The organism is Paraburkholderia sp. BR10923, assembly GCF_040948765.1.
Classification (GTDB): Bacteria; Pseudomonadota; Gammaproteobacteria; order Burkholderiales; family Burkholderiaceae; genus Paraburkholderia; species Paraburkholderia youngii.
In genome coordinates this window covers 1-284 of sequence record NZ_JBFPKO010000197.1, presented here as the reverse complement: position 1 = coordinate 284, position 284 = coordinate 1, and the positions used below count along the sequence as shown (strand labels likewise).

1 protein-coding gene is annotated in these 284 nt (G+C 55.3%); it reads right to left on the bottom strand.

Going from position 1 to position 284, the window contains the following annotated elements:
- Positions 1-145, bottom strand: a 145-nt coding sequence (locus AB3X94_RS42095; protein ID WP_368594447.1) for a transposase, incomplete at its 3' end; no start/stop codon positions are given.
- Positions 146-284: the final 139 nt, after the last annotated feature.

Here is a 284-nt window from a genome sequence, read left to right as displayed (position 1 = left end):
GTACGATCCAGCGCAGCGCGTTGAACATCTCGCGCAGTTCGTAGCGGCGCTGCAGTGCGTCCTTGTTCATCAAGGTCAGATACGGAGCGGCGAAGTACCACTCTTCATCCGATACATCCGTTGGGTACGGCCTGCGTTTTTTCATTCCGCCAGGATACTAGGGAAGGTCTGCACAACTCGTTTTCAGAGAGTTGGCCGTTTGCCACTTGCGTTGTATCAGCCATGAGAGTCTGCTGGCAGGTTGGTCGCCTGGCTTTTTGAAGCGTGACGACCACTGTTTGCCG